This is a genomic window from Protaetiibacter mangrovi, assembly GCF_024752305.1.
Lineage (GTDB): Bacteria > Actinomycetota > Actinomycetes > Actinomycetales > Microbacteriaceae > Homoserinibacter > Homoserinibacter mangrovi.
Map to the genome: position 1 here is coordinate 27,367 of NZ_JANTHX010000003.1, position 19,323 is coordinate 46,689.

A 19,323-nucleotide genomic window follows, 5' to 3' on the forward strand; every position below is an offset into this window, starting at 1 on the left:
GAGCACGTCGGACGTCGGCGGGGCGCGGCAGGATGGGGACGTGTACGTCGCCGTGAGCTCTCCGGGTGCGGGGCGCGTGGAGCTCGTCGAGCTCGACGCCGAGCTCGTCGAGACCGCGCGGTTCGAGGTCGCGCGGGCGGGGCTGGCGGCCTGGGCTGCGGAGCGCGAGCGCGGCCGGCCCCGGTGGGTCTGGGCGGACACCGCCCGGTGGTACCCCGCCCTGCTCGCCGGCGGCGTCCGCATCGACCGGAGCGTCGATCTGCGCCTCGGCCGTGCCATCCTGCGCAACGCCTCCGCGACGGTCGCCACGGCGCTCGCCCGATCGCCCCGCGACCGCTGGGATGCCTCGCGGAGCCCCGACACGGCACCCTCCGAGGCCCTGTTCGAGCTCGACGAGCCGCAACCCGACGACGACCCGGTCGAGGAGCTGCGCCGCCAGCGCACCGCCATCGCGGAGAGCACCGCACCCGGGCGGCTGGCCCTGCTCACCGCCGCCGACAGCGTCGGGGCGCTGGTCGCCGTCGAGATGCAGCACGCCGGGCTGCCGTGGGATCCCGTCCGGCACGACCGCATCCTCACGGAGCTGCTCGGCGCGCGCACGCCGGGTGCGCGACCCGCACGGATGGAGGCGCTGGTCGCCCGGATCCGCTCCGCGCTCGACGATGCCGAGGTGAACCCCGATTCACCTCCCGCGCTCCTGAAGAGCCTCCAGCGCGCGGGGCTCCGGGTGCGCAGCACCAGCCGCTGGGAGCTGAAGGGCGTCGACCACCCCGTGGTCGAACCGCTGCTGGCCTACAAGAAGCTGGCGCGGCTGTACACGGCGAACGGCTGGGCCTGGCTCGACGAATGGGTGCACGACGGGCGCTTCCGCCCCGTCTACGTCCCGGCGGGCGTGGTGACGGGGCGCTGGGCGTCGGACGGCGGGGGAGCGCTGCAGCTGCCGCAGCAGGTGCGCGGCGCCGTCGTCCCCGACCCCGGGTGGAAGCTCGTCGTGGCCGACGCGGCCCAGCTGGAGCCGCGCGTGCTCGCCGCGATGTCGGGCGACGCCGCCATGGCGCGTGCGGGCCGCGCGCACGACCTCTACCAGGGCATGGTCGACGCGGGGGCGGTCGAGACCCGGTCTCAGGCCAAGTACGGCATGCTCGGGGCGATCTACGGCGGCACGACCGGGGAGTCGGGACGGATGCGCCCCCGGATCGAGCGCGCCTTCCCGCGCGCGATGGCGTACGTCGAGGCGGCAGCCCGAGCCGGCGAGGGGGGCGAGGTCGTGAGCACCTGGCTCGGGCGCACCTCGCCACCGGGGCGCGACGCCGCCTACGACGAGACCCGCAGCGAGGAGGAGCGCGCGCGGGCCCGCACCGACAGCCGCGCCTGGGGCCGGTTCACGCGCAACTTCGTCGTGCAGGGGACCGCGGCCGAGTGGGCGCTGTGCTGGATGGGGTCGCTCCGCCGGATGCTGTGGGACCTCGGAGGCGCAGACTCCTCCGAGCTCGCACTCGCCGACAGGCCGCACCTCGTGTTCTTCCTGCACGACGAGCTCATCGTCCACGCGCCGCAGGCTCTCGCCGAGCAGGTCGCGGAGGCGTTGCGGGCCTCGGCGGCCGACGCCGGACGGATCCTGTTCGGCGACGCACCCGTCGAGTTCCCGGTCACGGTCGCGATCGTCGACAGCTACGCCGACGCGAAGTAGCACACGCCGAACGACACGCTTGTGATTCCGGGGTGCGACCAGGCATAATCGGCTCAAGCACCAGCGCACGTACGTCAGGTCGATGGGGAAGTCGCATCTGACGAACGGAGAGAAAAGTGGCTGCTGCGATCACGCGCGGAGTGGTGTACGTCCACTCCGCTCCCCGTGCTCTCTGCCCGCATGTCGAGTGGGCCGCGGGCCGGGCACTCGGGCGCGCCGTCAACTTCGACTGGCGAGCGCAGCCGGTGCTGCCGGGCGCGCAGCGCACCGAGTACTACTGGGAGGGACCCCGCGGCACCGGGGCCGAGCTGGCCTCCGCCCTGCGCGGCTGGGAGCACCTGCGCTACGAGGTCACCGAGGACGCGGGCCTCGGCACCGACGGCGGCCGCTGGATGCACACCCCCGATCTCGGCATCTTCTTCGCCCAGACCGACACCGCCGGCAATGTCGTGATCCCCGAGGACCGCATCCGCGCCGCCATGGAGTCGGCCGGATCGGACGCGTTCGAGCTGCACCGCGAGCTGCGCGTCGCGCTCGGACAGGCGTGGGACGACGAGCTCGAACCGTTCCGCTACGCCGGCGAGGACTCGCCGGTCATCTGGCTCCACAAGGTCGGCTGACGCGAAGGGCGTGTGATCATGCTGAAGACGAACGACATCGACCTGCGGGCGCTGTTCGACGAGCTCGAGGAGCCCTTGATCCTGCTCGCGGAGGTCGCCGACGGCGATCAGCCCGACGACGGCTTCGACGGGGTCTGCACGCAGCACGACGGCTGCCGCATCATCTGAGCGACGGCTAGACGCTGCGGAACGCCACCACCGAGTTGTGGCCCCCGAACCCGAACGAGTTCGAGATCGCGAGCTGAGCCCGGTCGCCGAGCGCGCGCGGCGAGGTCACCACGTCGAGCGGGATCTCCGGATCCTGCTCGGTGAGGTTGATCGTCGGCGGGGCGAGCCGCTGCTGCACCGCGAGGATCGTGAAGATCGCCTCGAGCGCGCCGGTGCCGCCGAGGAGGTGGCCCGTCGACGCCTTGGTGGCCGACACCGGGATCGAGCCGACGCGGTCGCCGAACACGGCCAGCAGCGCCTTGTACTCGGCGATGTCGCCGACCGGCGTGCTCGTGGCGTGCGCGTTGATGTGGGTCACGTCGTCGGGTGTCGCACCCGCCTGGGCCAGTGCCGCGCGCACCGCACGGGAGGCACCCCATCCCTCGGGGTCCGGCGCGGTGATGTGGTACGAGTCGCTCGTGACGCCGCCGCCGGCGAGCTCGGCGTAGATCTTCGCGCCGCGCGCCTTGGCGTGCTCCTCGGTCTCGAGCACGATCGACGCGGCGCCCTCGCCCATGACGAACCCGTCACGGGTGAGGTCGTAGGGGCGCGAGGCCGTCGCGGGGGAGTCGTTGCGCTTGGAGAGCGCCTGCATCGACGCGAACGCGGCGATGGTGATGCCGTGGATGGCGGATTCGGTGCCGCCCGCGATGACCACGTCGGCGTACCCCTGCTGCAGGTGGTCGTACGCGTTCGCGATCGCCTCGGTGCTCGAGGCGCATGCCGACACGTCGCTGCGCGCGAAGGCCCGCGCGCCGAGGTGCATGCTCACGGCGGCCGCCGCCGCGTTCGGCATGAGCATCGGAACGGTCATCGGGAGCACCCGACGGGGACCCTTCTCCTTGAGGGTGTCCCAGGCGTCGAGGAGCGTCCAGAGGCCGCCGATCCCGGTGGAGTACTCGACGCCGAAGCGCTCGGGCTCGACCTCGGGCGCGCCCGCGTCCTCCCACGCCTCGCGCGAGGCGATGAGCGCGAACTGGCTCATCGGGTCGAGGCGCTTGATCTCCTGGCGCTCGAGCACCTCATCCGGACGCACCTTCGCCTCGGCCGCGAAGGTCACGGGCAGCTCGAGCTCGCTCACCCAGTCGTGGGTGAGGGCCCGCGCGCCGGACTCGCCCGCGAGCAGGGCGTTCCAGGTGTCGGGGGCGGTGCCACCGAGAGGCGAGGACGTGCCGATGCCGGTGACGACGATCTTCTTGGTCATTCGAGGTACTCCGAAGGTGGTGGAACACGCCCCGCGGGGTCTGCGGGGCAGGGGATACGGACGGGGGCGATGTGCGCCCCCGTCCGTCGTCGACTAGCTCTGGGCGCCGACGATGTAGGTGACGGCGTCGCCGACGGTCTTGAGGTTCTTGACCTCCTCGTCGGGGATCTTGACGTCGAACTTCTCCTCGGCGTTGACCACGATGGTCATCATCGAGATGGAGTCGATGTCGAGATCGTCCGTGAACGACTTGTCGAGCTCGACGGTGTCCGCCGCGATGCCGGTCTCGTCGTTGATGAGCTCAGCCAGGCCGGCGAGGACTTCTTCGGTGGACAGTGCCATGTTCGTTTTCTCCTAGGGGTGTCGAGTGACCGGGGACAAGTTTAGGGGAGCCGCACGACCTGGGCCCCGAAGACGAGGCCCGCGCCGAAACCGATCTGCAGGGCGAGACCGCCCGACAGCTCGGGGTGCTCCTCGAGGAGCCGGTGGGTGGCGAGCGGGATCGAGGCCGCCGAGGTGTTGCCGGTGGTCTCGATGTCGCGCCCGATGAGCACGTGCTCCGGGAGCTTCAGCTGCTTCGCGAGCTCGTCGATGATGCGCATGTTCGCCTGGTGCGGGATGAACGCCGCCAGGTCGTCGGCCGAGACGCCGGCCTCCTCGAGCGTCTGCTTGGCGACCTTGGCCATCTCCCACACCGCCCAACGGAAGACGGTCTGGCCGTCTTGGCGCATCGTCGGCCAGGGCTTCTTCTTGTCGAGGTACTCCTCGAAGGTCGCGTTCATGCCGACGGCGTCCCACTTGGAGCCGTCGGAGCCCCACACGGTCTTGGAGACGCCCGGCTCGTCCGCGGGCCCGAGCACCGCGGCGCCCGCACCGTCGCCGAGCAGGAACGAGATGGAGCGGTCCTCCGGGTGCACGTACTGCGAGAGCTTCTCGGCACCCACCACGAGCACGTACTCGGCCGCGCCGGAGCGGATGAGCGCATCCGCCTGGGCGATCGCGTAGGTGTACCCGGCGCAGGCCGCCCCGATGTCGTAGGCGGGCGCGGGGGCGACCCCGAGCCGCTCGGCCAGCAGCGTCGACATGGAGGGCGTCACGGCCACGTTGCTGATGGTCGAGACCAGCACCGCACCGATCCGCGAGGGCTCTATCCCGGACTTCTCGATCGCCTCGCGGGACGCGGTCTCGGCGAGGTCGATCGCGTCGAGGCCCTTCGAGGCCCGCTTGCGCGTGATGATGCCGGTGCGCTGACGGATCCACTCGTCGCTCGAGTCGATCGGCCCGACGAGTTCGTCGTTCGTCACGACGAGGTCGCCGCGGGCGGCGCCGAGCGCGAGGATGCGGCTGCCGGGTGCGCCCTGCGCCTGCTTCAGATGGATGGTCACGCGGCGGACTCCTGATCGATGAGGGCGTGGGCGGCGGGCAGGTCGTCGGGGGTCTTCACGGCGACGGTCGGGAGGCCCTTGAGGGCGCGCTTGGCGAGCCCGACGAGCGCGCCGGCCGGCGCGAGCTCGATGAGCCCCGTCACACCGTTCGCGGCGAACGACTCCATCACCAGATCCCAGCGCACGGGCGACGAGATCTGTCCGACGAGCAGCTCGAGGTAGCGTGCGCCGTCGTCGACGGTCGACCCGTCGCGGTTCGTCCAGATCCGCAGGCGGGGCCGGCCGGTCGGCATCCCGGCGGCGACCTCGGCCATCGTGTCGACCGCGGGGGCCATGAACCGGGTGTGGAAGGCGCCGGCGACCTGCAGCGGGATCACCCGGGCGCCCGCGGGCGGGTTCGCCTGGAGGGCGGCGAGCGCGGGCAGCTCTCCCGCGACGACGATCTGGCCGCCGCCGTTCATGTTGGCGGGCGAGAGGCCGAGAGGCTCGAGGGCGGCCGAGAGCGCCGCCTCGTCGGCGCCGATGACAGCGGCCATGCCGGTCTCGGTGCGTGCCGCCGCATCCGCCATGGCGCGGCCGCGTGCGGCGACGAAGCGCATGGCGTCCGCCTCGCCGAGGATGCCGGCGCCCGCGGCCGCGGCGACCTCGCCGACCGAGTGGCCGGCGATGCCGGCGATCCGCGCCTCGCGCCCGCCGTCGAGCACGCCCGCGAGCGAGAGCAGCGAGGCGCCCACGATGAGCGGCTGGGCGACCGCCGTGTCGCGGATCGTGTCGGCGTCGGAGACCGTGCCGTGGGTGCGCAGGTCCACCCCCGCCGCGTCGGCGAGCTCGTCGAGGTGCGTCGCGAAACGCGGCTCGGCGAGCCAGGGGTCGAGGAATCCGGGGGTCTGCGAGCCCTGTCCGGGCGCGACGATCACGACGGTCACCCGTCCATCCTGCCAACATGCGCGGCGCGAGGTGGCATACGGGGCACGAGATATCCGCCGAGACGTTGGCGGATGTCTACATCACTCGCTCTTCTTGCCCGTGTCGGCGATGGATCCGACGATGAGCGCCGTCTGCAGGATGAGCGCCTCGCGGGCCCCGGTGGCGTCCCAGCCGATGATCTCGCTGATGCGCTTGAGCCGGTAGCGCACGGTGTTGGCGTGCACGAACAGCTCCCGGGCGGTCGCCTCGAGCGATCGGCCGTTGTCGAGGTAGGCCCAGAGGGTCTGCAGCAGCTCGTTCGAGTGCGCCTTGAGGGGCTGGTAGATGCGACCCATGAGCGTCGCGCGCGCGAGCGGGTCGCCGGCGAGCGCGCGCTCCGGAAGCAGGTCGTCGGCGAGCACCGGCCGCGGTGCGTTCCGCCAGGACTTCGCGACCGCGAATCCGGCGAGGGCGGCGCGGGCGCTGCGGGCCGCGTCGACGAGCGACGGGACCTCGTGCCCCAGCACCAGATGCCCGGTGCCGAAACCGGGCTCCAGCTGCCGGGCGATCTCGAGGAACGGCAGGGGCTCCCGCACCTCACCCTCCTCGGGCGGGTCGACGCGTCCGATGACGAGCACGAGGCGACTGCCCTGCACGCCGATGAGCACATCGGCGTCGAGGTGCCGTGCCGTGCGCCGCAGCTGGTCGACGTCGAGCATCCGCGGCGCCGTGCCGACCAGCACCGACACCGCGCCGTGGCCGTTCCAGCCGAGGGCCGCGACACGGCTCGGGAGCTCGCTGTCGTACTCGCCGGTGAGGATCGAGTCGACCACCAGTGCCTCGAGCCGTGCATCCCAGAGACCGCGTGCCTCGGCGGCGCGGGCGTAGACGTCGGCGGCCGCGAAGGCGATCTCACGGGAGTACAGCAGGATCGCCTCACGCAGGTCGTCGCCCGCGTTCTTCACCCGTTCCTCGACGACCTCGACCGTCACACGGATGAGCTGCAGCGTCTGCTGCAGGCTCACCGATCGCAGCAGCTCGCGCGGGGCGGCCCCGAAGACGTCGGCCGCGATCCAGGGGGTCGAGCTCGGGTCGTCGTACCAGGAGATGAACGAGGTGATGCCCGCCTGGGCGACGAGGCCGACGGCGCTGCGTCGCCCGGGCGGCATCTCGCGATACCACGGGAGCGTGTCGTCGAGGCGCTTGAGGGTCGACGTCGCGAGCTCTCCGGACAAAGTCCGTAGCCAGGCGAGCGTCTGCTCCTTGGTCCTCTCGGGCACGGGCGGTGTCGGCCTAGCTCTCGCCGCCCGCCGAGCCCGTCGTCCCGGCGGTCACGTCGTGCAGCTTGTACTTGTCGATCGCCTGCAGCACGTACGCCGGGTCGACCTGCCCGCGGCGCGCGAGCGACTGCAGCGTGCGCACCACGATCGACGGGCCGTCGATCTTGAAGAACCGGCGGGCGGCCGGGCGGGTGTCGCTGAACCCGAAGCCGTCGGCTCCGAGGGTGGCGTACTCGCCGGGCACCCACGCCCGGATCTGGTCGGGAACCGCGTGCATGTAGTCGGTGACGCCGAGGAAGGGCCCCTCCGCACCGCTCAGCTTCTGCCATACGTAGGGGACCTGCGGCTGCTGGGTCGGGTTCAGGAAGTTGTGCTCGTCGGCGGCGACGCCGTCGCGGCGCAGCTCGTTCCACGAGGTGACGCTCCAGACGTCCGCGGCCACGCCCCAGTCCTTGGCGAGCAGCTCCTGGGCCTCGAGCGCCCAGGGCACCGAGACGCCGGAGGCGAGCAGCTGCGCCTTGGGGCCCCGGATGGTGGCGTCCTTGAGCTTGTAGATGCCGCGCAGCAGGCCGTCGACGTCGAGGTCCTCGGGCTCCGCGGGCTGCACGATGGGCTCGTTGTAGACCGTCAGGTAGTACATGACGTTCGGGTCCGGGTGGCTGTCGCCGTACATCCGCTCGAGGCCCGCGCGCACGATGTGCCCGATCTCGTAGCCGTAGGCGGGGTCGTACGCCACCACGGCCGGGTTGGTCGAGGCCAGCAGCGGCGAATGCCCGTCGGCGTGCTGCAGGCCCTCGCCGGTCAGCGTGGTGCGCCCCGCGGTGGCGCCGATGATGAAACCGCGCGCCATCTGGTCGCCCGCGGCCCACATGGCGTCGCCCGTGCGCTGGAAGCCGAACATCGAGTAGAAGACGTACACCGGGATGAGCGGCTGGCCGTGGGTCGAGTACGAGGTGCCGATCGCGGTGAACGCCGCGAAGGCGCCGGCCTCGTTGATGCCCACGTGCACGATCTGACCCTGCGGGCTCTCCTTGTAGGCGAGCAGCAGTTCGCGGTCGACCGAGGTGTAATGCTGGCCGTTCGGGTTGTAGATCTTCGCCGTGGGGAAGTAGGCGTCCATGCCGAAGGTGCGCGCCTCGTCCGGGATGATCGGCACGATCCGCTCGCCGATGCCGGGGGCCTTCAGCAGGTCCTTCAGCAGCCGGGCGAACGCCATGGTCGTGGCGACCTCCTGCTTGCCGGAGCCCTTCTTGGCGATCTCGTAGGAGCTCGCCTCGGGCAGGGCGACGTCGACGTGACGCGTGCGGCGCTGCGGCAGGTACCCGCCGAGCTCGTAGCGGCGCTCCTGCAGGTACTGGATCGCCACGTCGTCCGCGCCCGGATGGTAGTACGGCGGCAGGTAGGGGTTCTCCTCGAGCTGCGCGTCGGAGATCGGGATGCGGAGCTCGTCGCGGAACTGCTTGAGGTTGTCGAGGGTGAGCTTCTTCATCTGGTGGGTCGCGTTGCGGCCCTCGAAGCTCTTGCCGAGACCGTAGCCCTTGATGGTCTTCGCGAGGATGACGGTCGGCTGGCCCTCGTGCTCGACGGCGGCCTTGAACGCCGCGTAGACCTTGCGGTAGTCGTGGCCGCCGCGCTTGAGGTTCCAGATCTGCTCGTCGCTGTAGCCCTCGACGAGCTTGAGCGTCTCGGGATCGCGACCGAAGAAGTTCTCGCGCACGTAGGCGCCGTCCTCGGTCTTGTAGGTCTGGTAGTCGCCGTCGGGGGTGACGTTCATGAGGTTCACGAGCGCCCCGGTGTCGCGCGCGAGCAGCTCGTCCCACTCGCGACCCCAGACGACCTTGATGACGTTCCAGCCCGCACCGCGGAAGAAGCTCTCGAGCTCCTGGATGATCTTGCCGTTGCCGCGCACCGGCCCGTCGAGGCGCTGCAGGTTGCAGTTGACGACGAAGGTCAGGTTGTCGAGCTTCTCGTTCGCGGCCCACTGGAGCGCGCCACGGCTCTCGACCTCGTCCATCTCGCCGTCGCCGAGGAACGCCCAGACGCGGCTGTCGGACCGGTCGACGATGCCTCGGTTGGTCAGGTACTTGTTGTTCTGCGCCTGCCAGATGGCGTTGATCGGCCCGAGGCCCATCGACACCGTCGGGAACTGCCAGAACTCGGGCATGAGCCGCGGGTGCGGGTAGGAGCTGAGGCCGTGCGGTGCGCGCGACTTCTCCTGACGGAATCCGTCGAGGTCCTGCTCGGAGAGGCGGCCCTCCAGGAAGGCGCGGGCGTACATGCCGGGGGAGGCGTGCCCCTGGTAGAAGATCTGGTCGCCGCCGGACGGGTGGTCCTGGCCGCGGAAGAACCAGTTGTGGCCCACCTCGTAGAGCGACGCGCTCGACGCGTAGGTCGAGATGTGGCCGCCGACCGCGATCCCCGGACGCTGCGCGCGGTGCACGGTGACCGCGGCGTTCCAGCGGATCCAGCGCCGGTACTGGCGCTCGAGCTCCTCGTCACCCGGGAACGCGGGTTCGTTCTCCGGCGCGATGGTGTTGATGTAGTCGGTGGTCGGCACCATGGGCACGCCCAGGTGCAGGTCCTTCGACCGCTTGAGCAGGCTGAGCATGATCTCGCGACCGCGCTGATGCCCCTTGTCCGCGACGAGCGCGTCGAGGGACTCCTGCCATTCGGCGGTCTCCTCCGGGTCCTGATCGGTGTTGTTCACCGAGTACGGATCCTGGTCGTTCACCGTCACCCTTGACCTCTTCCTGATCGTGTCATGGCCATCGTCGAGTCTAGGCCCGTGCGCGTGCACGATTCCCACATGGGGCACGGCCGCCGGTGCATCCGCGGCCCGCGGCGTATGATCGTCGCTCGTGGCTCTGGAGAACGACACGCAGGCACCCGACTTCGACCTGCCGAACCAGTACGGCGAGCACATCCGTCTGAGCGACTTCCACGGTCGCAAGCCGGTGGCGCTCGTCTTCTTCCCGCTCGCGTTCTCGAGCACGTGCACGGGCGAGCTGTGCGCGCTGCGCGACAACCTCGCCCTCTTCCGGCAGCACGGGGTCGAGCTCATGGGCATCTCGGTCGACTCGAAGGCGACTCTGCGCGCGTGGGCCGAGCAGGAGGGCTACGACTTCACGCTGCTGGCCGACTTCTGGCCGCACGGAGCCGTCGCCAAGGAGTACGGGGTCTTCCTCGAGGAGAAGGGGTTCGCCAACCGCGCCACCTTCGTCATCGACGCGAAGGGCATCATCCGCGCCTCCTTCATCACCGCGCCGGGGCAGGCGCGCTCCCTCGAGGAGTACCGCGCGGCCCTCGACGAGGTGCTCCCCGTCTCGGTCTGAGGTCGATCAGCCGATCGCGCTGACGGCGCGCGCGATCACGAGCGCGAGGATCACGAACGCCGAGAACGACTCCAGCAGCATGAGCGCCTTCGCCGTGCGGGTGAGCGGCATCGCATCGGTCGCGCTGAAGGCCATCGAGTTGCTGGCCGAGAAGTAGAGGTAGTCGAAGAACTCGGGCGTCCAGTCGGCGGTCTTCGAGGAGCCGGCCGCGACCTCGGCGACCGTGTCGTGGTCCTCGTCCTGCGGGAAGCGGAACGATGCGTGCGGCAGCTTCTCTCGCGCGTCCCGGCGCCGCACCACGGGACCCCCGCGGTCGATCTCCCAGAACATGACCGCATAGGCGATGACGTTCGTCACCCAGACCTGGAGGGCCATCAGCAGGATGCCGCCCGCATCCGAGTCGCCGGAGGACAACAGGTCGATGATGAGCGCCACGAGGGCGAACTGGTTGGCGACGAGCAGGAGGACGGCCAGGACGATCGAGGCGACGCGTGACCAGCGCGACTCCTTCGACAAGCGGTGCGGGTTGAGGAACACGAGTGTCGTGAGCACCGCGAGGCACGCCACCACGACCACCCAGCGCAACCAGGGCACGAACATCGAGGGCTGCAGCAGGTAGAGCGCGAGCGCGCCGAGAACGGCGGTCGCGACCGGCCACCTGTGCTCGGGCGTGGTGCGGAAATCGTGGGGCTTGCGCGTCACGCTCGGAGCCTAGCCCGGCCCGATACCATCGGAGTTCCGGGTTCTTAGCTCAGCTGGTAGAGCGCTTCGTTTACACCGAAGATGTCGGGGGTTCGAGTCCCTCAGGACCCACGTGGCGGGACGGGGGCGTGCGGTGGTGGCCGTCGTCGTGGCCGCGCTGCTCTGGGGCACGACGGGCACCGCGGCGAGCTTCCTGCCGCCGTCGGTCGGCCCGCTCGCGACCGGTGCGGCGACCATGGGGATCGGCGGCCTGCTGCTGTTCGCGACCGCTCCTCGTGCCTCCCTCGCCGTGCGCTCGCTGCCCGGGGCGCGTCGCTGGGTGCTCATCGGCGCGATCGGCGTCGGCGTCTACCCGCTGGCGTTCTACTCCGGGATGCAGCTCGCCGGCGTCGCGATCGGCAACGTCGTGGCGCTCGGCACCGGCCCGATCGTCGCCGCGGTGCTCGAGCGGATGGTCGACCGCCACCCGCTGTCGCCGCGGTGGGGGATCGCGACGGTCGCAGCGATCGGGGGGATGAGCGCGCTCGTGCTGGGACGCCCGGCGGGCGAGGGCGGGGATGCCGTGCTGCCGGGGGTCCTCCTCGCCGTGCTCGCGGGCGTCGCGTACGGCGTGTACACCTACGCCTCCGGCCGCGTGATCGCCGCGGGTGCGGAGTCCCGCGGCGCCGTGGGCGCCATCTTCGGCGGCGGTGCGGTGCTGCTGCTCCCCGTGCTGCTGGTCACCGGGGCGCCGCTCCTGTCGACCCCTCAGTCGATCGGGATCGCCGTCTACCTGGCGCTCGGGCCGATGTTCCTCGCCTACCTGCTGATCGGCGCCGCGCTCCGGGCGCTCCGCTCGTCGACCGTCACCACGGTGGCGCTGCTCGAACCGGTGGTCGCCGCGGTGCTCGCCGTCACCGTGGTCGGGGAGCGGCTCGAGCCGCTCGCCTGGCTGGGCGTGCTCGCCATCCTGGGGGGCATCGTCGTGCTCGTCACGGCTCGTCCTCCCGTCCGCGGGACACGAGCGCCCCTAGACTTCGAGCCATGACCGAGGTGCCGGGCATGGATCCGCCGGGAGGAGACTCCGACGACGCGGAGCGCAGCGGAGGCGCGTATCCGCCCCCGTACCCTGCATCCGACGTCACGAGCGACGACGAGCTGGCGGCCGCCCTCGCGGCGCAGACCGCGATGTACACCGGACCGATCACGCTCCCGCTCGTCAACGCCGAGCCGGCGTTCCGCCCGGACCCCGAGCAGATGCAGCACGACGTGCCGCCGCCGGAGCGCGCGGAGAGCGCGCCGGAGGAGTCGCCCACCCCGATGGAGCTCCACGAGCCGGCGCTTCCCCCCGTTCCCGTCCCGCCCCCGCCGCCGGCACCCGAGTACATCGCCTCGGACGAGGTGGCATCCGACCCCGAGACCGGAATCGACGGCATCCTGCTGCCGCCGCCGATCGACCCGAGCGCCCGCGCCGAGGCCGAGTACCCGGCCGATGCCGCGGCCGCTCTCCCCGACGAGGAGCTGAGCCGTACCGTCGAGCACGAGGCCGCGGCCGGCTCGACGCTGGACGCGATCCTGCTGCTCGAGAACGAGCTCCGCCGGCGCCAGGGGCTGGATCCCGTGCTCGACGCGGATGAGCCCCCCGCCTCCGTCGGTGCGGCATTCGGGGCGGCCGCGTGGGCCGGAGCGGCGGCGCCCGCCCCGGGCGAGGCGCTCGTCGACGCGCCCGTCGCGTCCGAGCCGGTCGACGCCGCGGAGGCGCCGGTGTGGCAGCTCGACGAGGTCGAGGCGCCGCATGAGGAGCCGCTGCCGGGCGCATCGGCGCTCGCGGCCGCCCTCGCGGCGTACGAGGCCACAGAAGCCGCGGGGACGACCGAATCGGCCGAGGCGGCGACCACGCCGGGCTGGACTCCCGCTCCGGACCCGGAGCGCGAGGGCGAGGCGCCCTCGATCTTCGCTCCGCCCGCACCGGTCGCCGCCCCCGAGCCGGAGGAGCTCCCGCCGCTCGACGACGACGCCGCGGACGACCAAGCCTGGCTGACGGCGCCGCCGCCCGCCTTCACGCCGCCTCCGCTCGTGGAGCCGCCGGCGGCCGAGCCGGTCGGCGATCTGGACCCGAGCGCGCTCACGCCGACCCCGGTCACCGAGCTGCCGCCGCCCGAGACCCCGGAGGCGGTCGACGTCACGCTGCTGCCGCCGCCGTCCGGTGTGCTGCCGCCACCGGCCACGTTCCAGGACGCCCCGCCCCCGGTCGTGGCCGCGGTGCCGCTCCCGCCGCCCGAGGCGTCCGCGTTCGCAGCGGACGCCCCCGTCGCCGATCCGGAGGTCGAGGGGATCGACGACCTGGATCGCGCGGGCGCACCCGTGCCGGTGGATCAGGCGGGGGTCGCCTCGGTGGCTCCGGTGCCGGTGTCGACCGCCACCGTCGTGGCGGTCGGTGGGCCGCCCGCGGCCGACCAGCCCTCCGACCCTCCGGCCTTCGCCGTCGAGACGGTCGCGGCGGAGCCGACGCCCGTGGAGCGTCGGGCCGGCTACGCGGCGCGGCTGTTCTGGTTGTGGTTCGCCGCCAACTCGTCGGTGGTCATGGTCGCGGTGGGTGCCGCGCTCTTCACCGGCGGGATGAGCCTGCGGCAGGTGCTCGTGGCGATCGTCGCGGGCGTCGGACTGTCGGCCCTTCCGCTCGGGCTGGGGTCGCTCGCCGGGAAGTGGAGCGGTCAGCCCACGATGGTCGTGTCGCGCGCGACCTTCGGGTTGCTCGGCAACCTGGTGCCCGCCGTCCTGGCCGTGATCGGACGTGCGCTGTGGGGCGCGGTGCTGCTGTGGCTGCTCGCCGTGACGAGCGCGGCGCTGCTCGCACCGGACGCCGCCGACCCCGCGATCCCGGCGTTCATCGCCCTCGGCGTCGGGGCCGTGCTCGCCGCCCTCGTGGCCGTGATGGGATACGGGTTGCTGCACCGGGTGCAGCGCCTGCTCGGGATCCTCTCCACTCTGCTCGTGGTCGTCACGATCGGGCTGACGGCCTCGCACGTCGACATCCCCACGGCCCTGCGATCCGACGACGGATCGTGGCTCCTCGTGGCGGGCGGGGTCACGACGGTCTTCAGCATCGTCGGACTCGCCTGGGCGCAGTCCAGCTCCGACCTCGCGCGCTATCAGAGCCCGTCGGGTTCCGGGGCGGCGAACATGCTCTGGGGCAGCTTCGGGGTGATCGTCCCGACCCTCGCCATCCTGTCGTGGGGCGCCGTGCTCGCGGCATCGGATCCCGCCCTCGCGGGTGAGCTGGCCCGGGCTCCGCTCGCGACCCTGCTGGGCCTCGTCCCGGAGGGCCTGGCGCTGCCCCTGCTCGGAGCGGCGTCCTTCGGACTGGTCGCCGGCGCGATCGTGACGATGTACTCCGGCGGTCTGGCGATCGTGGCCACCGGGATCCGCCTCCCGCGCCCCGTCGCGACGCTCCTGGCCGCGGTGCTGGTCGCCGCCCTCGCGGCGGGACTGCTGCTCGTGGGCGCCGACACGCGCGACATCGTGCGCGATGTGATGACGACGCTCGCGGTGCCGGTGGCCGCATGGACCGGCATCTTCGGGAGCGAGATGATGATCCGTCTGCGCCGATTCCATGCGCCCTCGCTGCTCGCGCGGGGAGGCGTGTACCCGGCCGTGCGCACGGTCAACCTGGTGGGCCTCCTCGTGATCTCGGCGATCGGCCTCGGGTTCGTCTCCGCCGAGCTGCCGGGGCTCGAGTGGGAGGGATACCTCTTCCCGGTCGTGGGCATCGGCCCCGACGACCTCCTCGGCCAGATCGACGCGGGCGTGCTGCTGGCCCTCGCACTCGGCCTCCTCCTCCCGCTCGTCGCGGGGATCCCCGCGATCCGCCGACAGGAGCGGGATATCGCGCAGCCGGGCGACGGGAACGCGTCCGCTCCGCTCGTAGACTGAGGCGGTGGCTCCCGCTCTCGCACATGTGATCGAGGTCGCGCACGCCCTGTGGCCGCTCTCCGGAGCCGAGGAGTGGGATGCGCCCGGGCTCGTGGTGGGCGACCCGAGCGCCGACGTGGAGGCGATCCACCTGGCCGTCGACGCCGTCGCCGACACGGTCGACGAGGCGCTCGATCGACGCGCGCAGCTGCTGCTCACGCATCACCCGCTGCTGCTGCGGGGCGTGACCTCCGTCGCCGAGGATCGCAGCAAGGGCGCGATCGTCGCCCGACTCATCCGCGGCGGGTGCGCGCTGCTGGCCGCGCACACCAACGCCGACGTCGTCGCCGACGGCACCTCCGCGGTGCTCGCCCGCCGCCTCGGACTGCACGACGTCGCGCCGCTGGTGCCGTCTTCGATCGACGCCGCACAGGGGCTCGGACGCGTCGGCGAGCTCGACGCGCCCATGACCCTCGGCGACCTCGCGCGAGGGCTCCAGGAGATCCTGCCCGCCACCGCGCAGGGCATCCGCGGCGCGGGCGACTACTTCGGCGAGGTGCGTCGCATCGCCGTCTGCGCCGGCGCGGGCGACTCGCTGCTCGCCAACCCCGCCGTCCGCGCGGCGGACGTCTACATCACGAGCGACCTGCGGCATCATCCGGCCTCCGAGGCCCGCGAGGACGCGCGGCTGTCGGGCGGACCCGCTCTGCTCGACATCTCCCACTGGGCGGCCGAGTGGTTGTGGCTCGACGTCGCCGCCGCGGCCCTGCGGGAGGCTCTGCCGGATGTCACGGTGACGGTGAGCGAACTGCGCACCGACCCGTGGGATTTCGCACTCGTCTGACCGCACCACGACAGATCGGAAACAGCATGGGCCTCAAGGCCGCCCCCGAAGACCAGGCGCTGCTGCTGGAGCTCCAGGAGTTCGACACCCGCCTCCAGCAGCTCGACCACCGCCTGCGCACACTGCCCGAGCTGGCGCGCCTCGCCGAGCTCGCCAGCGCCGGCGAGTCGTTGCGCCGTGCGGTCGCCGAGCAGAACGGCGCGCTCGAGGACGCCCAGGCAGAGCTCGGGCGGGTGGAGTCGGATGTGACGGTCGTCGAGGCCAGGATCGCCCGCGACCGCGGTCGCCTCGAGGCGACCTCGTCGGTCAAGGACGTGCAGGCGCTCGAGCAGGAGCTCGCCGCGCTCGGCCGCCGCCGCGACGAGCTCGAGGAGATCGAGCTCGTCGTGATGGAGAAGGTCGAGGAGCTCGAGACCGCGCTGTCGTCGATCCGGCTCCAGCTGGAGGCGCACGAGACCGAGGCGGCGGCGACGACGACGGCGCGCGACGGTGCGGCCGCATCCATCGAGCAGGAGCGCGCGCACATCGCCGCCGACCGGGCGACCGTCTCGGCGAAGGTGCCGACCGACCTGCTCGAACTGTACGAGAAGCAGCGCGCCCGCTACGGCGTGGGCGCCTCGCACCTGCGCGCCGGGGTCTCGAGCGCCAGCGGGGTCGCCCTGAACGCGACGGACCTCAACGTGGTGCGGGCGGCGGCACCGGACGACGTGCTGCTGTGCCCGGATTCGAGCGCGGTGCTCGTGCGGACGGCCGAGTCGGGCCTCTGATCTCGCGCCCGCTATCCTGGGGACGCGAACGGGCCGGCCAGACGGTCGCGTCGCGTGTCCTCCGCCCTCGTGACGGAGGGCGCGCGCCGAGGAACGTCCGGGCTCCGCAGAGCAGGGTGGTGGGTAACACCCACCCGGAGTGATCCGCGAGAAAGTGCAACAGAGAGCAGACCGCCGCACCGCGCACGTCGCGGGGCGGTAAGGGTGAAACGGTGGTGTAAGAGACCACCAGGGGCCCGAGTGATCGGGCTCGCTGGGTAAACCTCGCCCGGAGCAAGGTCAGACAGGTGCCGATGAGGTTGCTCGCCGAGGCACCGGGTAGACCGCTGGAGGGCTGCGGCGACGCAGTCCCGAGAGAGATGGCCGTCCGGTCGGATCGTGCCGCGAGGCACGGACGACCGACAGAACCCGGCGTATCGGCCGACCCGTTCGTCTCACAGAGGAAGCGCCCCCGGGGTGACCCGGAGGCGCTTCCTCATGGTGGAGAGTTCGTCGTCAGGCGAGCCGGATGTTGGCCGCCTGCGGACCCTTCTGTCCCTGGGCGACCTCGAACTCGACGCGCTGCCCCTCTTCGAGGGTGCGGTAACCCTTGGCCTCGATGGCGGAGTAGTGAGCGAAGACGTCCTGAGCGCCATCGTCGGGGGTGATGAAGCCGAATCCCTTTTCGGCGTTGAACCACTTCACGGTTCCAGTGGGCATGTGACTGCTTTCTTCCTGGTGCATGCGCCCACATACCGGGGCGTCTGCCCAACCTAGTGCACGGGATACGCGGCCTGGCAGGGGGATGCGGCAGATTTCACCGAACCGAAACCTGGCTCACGGACGGGGCGATCGCGCGGCGAGCCAGGCGGCGCCCTGGATGCCCGCGTTGTTCCGCAGGGCGGCCGGCACGATGGGTGTCCGGAGGTCGAGCAGCGGCAGGAACTCCTCGTGGTGCTTGGAGACTCCGCCGCCCACGATGAACAGCTCGGGGGAGAAGAGGAACTCCACGTGGGCGTAGTAGCGCTGCAGCCTCTGCGCCCAGGCCTCCCAGTCGAGGTCCTCGCGCTCCTTGGCGGCGTACGACGCGCGCGACTCGGCGTCCGCGCCGTCGATCTCGAGGTGCCCGAGCTCGGTGTTCGGCACCAGGACCCCGTCGTGCAGGAAGGCGCTGCCGATGCCCGTGCCGAGCGTCGTCATGATGACGAGCCCGTCGACCCCCGCCGCGGCGCCGAACCTGACCTCCGCGACGCCCGCGGCATCCGCGTCGTTCACGAAGTGGATGCCGCGGTGCAGCGTCTTCTCGAACATGCCCTCGGCGTCGAGGCCGATCCAGCGATCCGAAACGTTCGCGGCCGACATGGTGCGCCCGTGGCTCACGATCGCGGGGAAGCACACGCCGACGGGCACCTCCGCCGCATCGTCGCCGAAACCGGCCACCATCTCGGCCACCGCGGCGAGCACGGCGTCGGGGTCGCCGCCGTCCGGCGTCGCCACCTTCACGCGTTCGCTCGCGAGCTCGCCGTGCTGGGTGTCGACGAGGGCGCCCTTGATGCCGGTGCCTCCGATGTCGATGCCGACGGCGAGCGTGCTCATGGGTGTACCTCCGGATGCGGTCAGGGCAGGGTGAGGATCTCGGCGCCGGTCTCGGTGACGACGAGGGTGTGCTCGAACTGGGCGGTCAGGCTGCGGTCGCGGGTGACGACGGTCCAGTCGTCGTCCCACTCGTCCCACTCCACGCCGCCGGGATGCTCGACGGTGCCGATGGTCAGCATCGGCTCGATCGTGAAGACCATGCCGACCTCCATGACGGTGTCGTAGCGCGGTGCCGCGTCGTAGTGCGGCACGATCAGGCCCGTGTGGAAGGCGCTGCCCACGCCGTGTCCGGTGAAGTCGCGCACCACGCCGTAGCCGAAACGGCGCGCGTAGCTCTCGATCGCACGGCCGATGACGTTGATCTCACGGCCGGGTGCGACGGTCTTGATGCCGCGGTTCAGCGCCTCCCGGGTGCGTTCCACGAGGTCGAGCGCGGCGGGGTCGGGGTCGCCGACCGGGAACGTGGCGTTGAGGTCGCCGTGCATCCCGTCGTGATACGCCGTGATGTCGATGTTGACGATGTCGCCGTCCTGCAGCACGGTGTCGTCGGGGATGCCGTGGCAGATCACCTCGTTCACCGAGGTGCACGACGACTTCGGGAACCCGCGGTAACCGAGGGTCGAGGGGTAGGCCTCGTGGGTGACCAGGAAGTCGTGCGCGACGGCGTCGAGCTCGTCGGTCGTGATCCCCGGGCGGATCGCGGCGCCGACGGCCTCGACCGCCTGCGCGGCGATGCGTCCGCTCGTGCGGATGCGCTCGATCTCCGCGGGGGAGTACACGTCGGATCCGGTGAACGGGCGAGGGCCCGGACGGCCGACGTACTCGGGCCGGGGGATGGCGGTCGGCACGGCGCGGAGGGGCGACAGCCTGCCCGCGACGAGGTGACCGGCTGCGTCGCGAGGCATAGGCTCAAGCGTACC

At 71.8% G+C, this 19,323-nt stretch carries 18 protein-coding genes, 1 tRNA gene and 1 other RNA gene; 10 read left to right on the forward strand and 10 right to left on the reverse strand.

Annotation, left to right across the window (positions count from 1 at the left end; all coding sequences use genetic code 11):
- Positions 1 to 40 precede the first annotated feature (40 nt).
- The 3 genes from NUH29_RS00790 to NUH29_RS00800 all read left to right on the forward strand — a co-directional run bounded on the left by NUH29_RS00790 (position 41) and on the right by NUH29_RS00800 (position 2,478).
- Complete coding sequence (locus NUH29_RS00790; protein WP_258796963.1) at positions 41 to 1,690, forward strand: bifunctional 3'-5' exonuclease/DNA polymerase; 1,650 nt, start codon at positions 41 to 43, stop codon at positions 1,688 to 1,690.
- 116 nt (positions 1,691 to 1,806) lie between these two features.
- Entirely contained in the window at positions 1,807 to 2,310 is a 504-nt protein-coding gene (locus NUH29_RS00795; protein WP_258796964.1) for a DUF3145 domain-containing protein, read from the forward strand.
- Between the two features lie 18 nt (positions 2,311 to 2,328).
- The gene (locus tag NUH29_RS00800) at positions 2,329 to 2,478 is read left to right on the forward strand and encodes a hypothetical protein (protein WP_258796965.1); all 150 of its coding nucleotides are present in this window, start codon (positions 2,329 to 2,331) and stop codon (positions 2,476 to 2,478) included.
- A 7-nt stretch (positions 2,479 to 2,485) separates the two neighbouring features.
- Here the strand turns inward: NUH29_RS00800 and fabF are convergent, their stop codons facing one another.
- From fabF to aceE, 6 genes are all read right to left on the reverse strand, one after another.
- A complete protein-coding gene (fabF, locus tag NUH29_RS00805; protein WP_258796966.1) occupies positions 2,486 to 3,721 on the reverse strand; it encodes a beta-ketoacyl-ACP synthase II in 1,236 nt (411 codons plus the stop codon).
- A 93-nt stretch (positions 3,722 to 3,814) separates the two neighbouring features.
- Entirely contained in the window at positions 3,815 to 4,063 is a 249-nt protein-coding gene (locus NUH29_RS00810) for an acyl carrier protein (protein WP_258796967.1), read from the reverse strand.
- Between the two features lie 41 nt (positions 4,064 to 4,104).
- Positions 4,105 to 5,106, reverse strand: coding sequence for a beta-ketoacyl-ACP synthase III (locus tag NUH29_RS00815; protein WP_258796968.1), 1,002 nt, complete (start codon positions 5,104 to 5,106; stop codon positions 4,105 to 4,107).
- Entirely contained in the window at positions 5,103 to 6,032 is a 930-nt protein-coding gene (locus tag NUH29_RS00820; protein ID WP_258796969.1) for an ACP S-malonyltransferase, read from the reverse strand. Before NUH29_RS00820 ends, NUH29_RS00815 begins: the two co-directional genes overlap by 4 nt.
- Positions 6,033 to 6,113: 81 nt before the next feature.
- Positions 6,114 to 7,292 (reverse strand): PucR family transcriptional regulator, encoded by a 1,179-nt coding sequence (locus NUH29_RS00825; protein ID WP_258796970.1) that lies wholly within the window; start codon positions 7,290 to 7,292, stop codon positions 6,114 to 6,116.
- A 13-nt stretch (positions 7,293 to 7,305) separates the two neighbouring features.
- Positions 7,306 to 10,029 (reverse strand): pyruvate dehydrogenase (acetyl-transferring), homodimeric type, encoded by a 2,724-nt coding sequence (gene aceE, locus NUH29_RS00830; RefSeq protein ID WP_258796971.1) that lies wholly within the window; start codon positions 10,027 to 10,029, stop codon positions 7,306 to 7,308.
- 121 nt (positions 10,030 to 10,150) lie between these two features.
- On the opposite strand from aceE, the gene NUH29_RS00835 reads away from it, so the two are divergent.
- On the forward strand, positions 10,151 to 10,624 hold the full coding sequence (locus NUH29_RS00835; RefSeq protein WP_258796972.1) for a peroxiredoxin: 474 nt from the start codon (positions 10,151 to 10,153) through the stop codon (positions 10,622 to 10,624).
- Positions 10,625 to 10,630: 6 nt separating this feature from the next.
- Here NUH29_RS00835 and NUH29_RS00840 read toward each other — a convergent pair whose 3' ends face one another.
- A complete protein-coding gene (locus tag NUH29_RS00840) occupies positions 10,631 to 11,326 on the reverse strand; it encodes a DUF1345 domain-containing protein (RefSeq protein WP_258796973.1) in 696 nt (231 codons plus the stop codon).
- Between the two features lie 38 nt (positions 11,327 to 11,364).
- On the opposite strand from NUH29_RS00840, the gene NUH29_RS00845 reads away from it, so the two are divergent.
- The 6 genes from NUH29_RS00845 to rnpB all read left to right on the forward strand — a co-directional run bounded on the left by NUH29_RS00845 (position 11,365) and on the right by rnpB (position 17,260).
- A tRNA-Val gene (locus NUH29_RS00845) sits at positions 11,365 to 11,437 on the forward strand.
- A gap of 1 nt (position 11,438) precedes the next feature.
- Positions 11,439 to 12,353 carry a DMT family transporter gene (locus NUH29_RS00850; RefSeq protein WP_258796974.1) on the forward strand — a complete coding sequence of 305 codons (915 nt, stop codon included), beginning with the start codon at positions 11,439 to 11,441 and terminating at the stop codon, positions 12,351 to 12,353.
- Positions 12,350 to 15,238 carry a cytosine permease gene (locus NUH29_RS00855; RefSeq protein WP_258796975.1) on the forward strand — a complete coding sequence of 963 codons (2,889 nt, stop codon included), beginning with the start codon at positions 12,350 to 12,352 and terminating at the stop codon, positions 15,236 to 15,238. The genes NUH29_RS00850 and NUH29_RS00855 overlap by 4 nt, the downstream gene beginning before the upstream one ends.
- Before the next feature lie 4 nt (positions 15,239 to 15,242).
- Positions 15,243 to 16,061: a Nif3-like dinuclear metal center hexameric protein gene (locus tag NUH29_RS00860; protein WP_258796976.1), complete on the forward strand. Its 819-nt coding sequence runs from the start codon at positions 15,243 to 15,245 to the stop codon at positions 16,059 to 16,061.
- 26 nt (positions 16,062 to 16,087) lie between these two features.
- Positions 16,088 to 16,828: a zinc ribbon domain-containing protein gene (locus tag NUH29_RS00865; protein WP_258796977.1), complete on the forward strand. Its 741-nt coding sequence runs from the start codon at positions 16,088 to 16,090 to the stop codon at positions 16,826 to 16,828.
- A gap of 29 nt (positions 16,829 to 16,857) precedes the next feature.
- An RNA gene (gene rnpB / locus NUH29_RS00870) (RNase P RNA component class A) lies at positions 16,858 to 17,260 on the forward strand.
- A 63-nt stretch (positions 17,261 to 17,323) separates the two neighbouring features.
- On the opposite strand, the gene cspE is transcribed toward rnpB, so the two are convergent.
- The 3 genes from cspE to map all read right to left on the reverse strand — a co-directional run bounded on the left by cspE (position 17,324) and on the right by map (position 19,308).
- Positions 17,324 to 17,527 (reverse strand): transcription antiterminator/RNA stability regulator CspE, encoded by a 204-nt coding sequence (gene cspE / locus NUH29_RS00875; protein WP_258796978.1) that lies wholly within the window; start codon positions 17,525 to 17,527, stop codon positions 17,324 to 17,326.
- Between the two features lie 117 nt (positions 17,528 to 17,644).
- A complete protein-coding gene (ppgK, locus tag NUH29_RS00880) occupies positions 17,645 to 18,403 on the reverse strand; it encodes a polyphosphate--glucose phosphotransferase (RefSeq protein ID WP_258796979.1) in 759 nt (252 codons plus the stop codon).
- Between the two features lie 20 nt (positions 18,404 to 18,423).
- On the reverse strand, positions 18,424 to 19,308 hold the full coding sequence (map, locus tag NUH29_RS00885) for a type I methionyl aminopeptidase (RefSeq protein WP_258796980.1): 885 nt from the start codon (positions 19,306 to 19,308) through the stop codon (positions 18,424 to 18,426).
- Between the last annotated feature and the right edge of the window lie 15 nt (positions 19,309 to 19,323).

Coding starts and splice junctions, on each gene's coding strand:
- fabF (WP_258796966.1), bottom strand. CDS start 3,721: ATGACCAAGAAGATCGTCGTCACCGGCATCGGCACGTCCTCGCCTCTC.
- ppgK (WP_258796979.1), bottom strand. CDS start 18,403: ATGAGCACGCTCGCCGTCGGCATCGACATCGGAGGCACCGGCATCAAG.
- cspE (WP_258796978.1), bottom strand. CDS start 17,527: ATGCCCACTGGAACCGTGAAGTGGTTCAACGCCGAAAAGGGATTCGGC.
- NUH29_RS00855 (WP_258796975.1), top strand. CDS start 12,350: ATGACCGAGGTGCCGGGCATGGATCCGCCGGGAGGAGACTCCGACGAC.
- NUH29_RS00800 (WP_258796965.1), top strand. CDS start 2,329: ATGCTGAAGACGAACGACATCGACCTGCGGGCGCTGTTCGACGAGCTC.
- NUH29_RS00810 (WP_258796967.1), bottom strand. CDS start 4,063: ATGGCACTGTCCACCGAAGAAGTCCTCGCCGGCCTGGCTGAGCTCATC.
- NUH29_RS00865 (WP_258796977.1), top strand. CDS start 16,088: ATGGGCCTCAAGGCCGCCCCCGAAGACCAGGCGCTGCTGCTGGAGCTC.
- map (WP_258796980.1), bottom strand. CDS start 19,308: ATGCCTCGCGACGCAGCCGGTCACCTCGTCGCGGGCAGGCTGTCGCCC.